Source organism: Pollutimonas rozaliensis (assembly GCF_048751585.1).
GTDB lineage: Bacteria > Pseudomonadota > Gammaproteobacteria > Burkholderiales > Burkholderiaceae_B.
The window spans coordinates 1-247 of record NZ_JAZHOB010000292.1 but is presented as its reverse complement, the minus strand read 5'-3'; the positions used below and the strand labels follow the sequence as shown (position 1 = coordinate 247).

The window sequence follows — 247 nt, the reverse complement described above, 5'->3', positions numbered from 1 at the left end:
CCCTCAGTATTAATGCACACTTGGCGCTGATCATTCGCACTGGAAATCATTACGGTACAGAGTGAGGTGGCGCATTGAGCGGCGCGACCTAGAGAGTCAAAATCAAGATAACCGTTAGGTGTAGAAAGGCTTAACGTTACACCACTTGGCGCCTCAACCCGAGAAATGTCGTTATCAACAGCAGCAAAGATGCTGCTGCAACTTCCAGCTACAGCCTGTGGTGATATTTGACCAGCTTGATTAGCGG

At 49.0% G+C, this 247-nt stretch carries 1 protein-coding gene; it reads right to left on the bottom strand.

The window, feature by feature from the left end; all coding sequences use genetic code 11:
• The coding region (locus V0R37_RS22955) for a hypothetical protein (RefSeq protein WP_420376673.1) at positions 1–247 on the bottom strand (247 nt) is incomplete at both ends.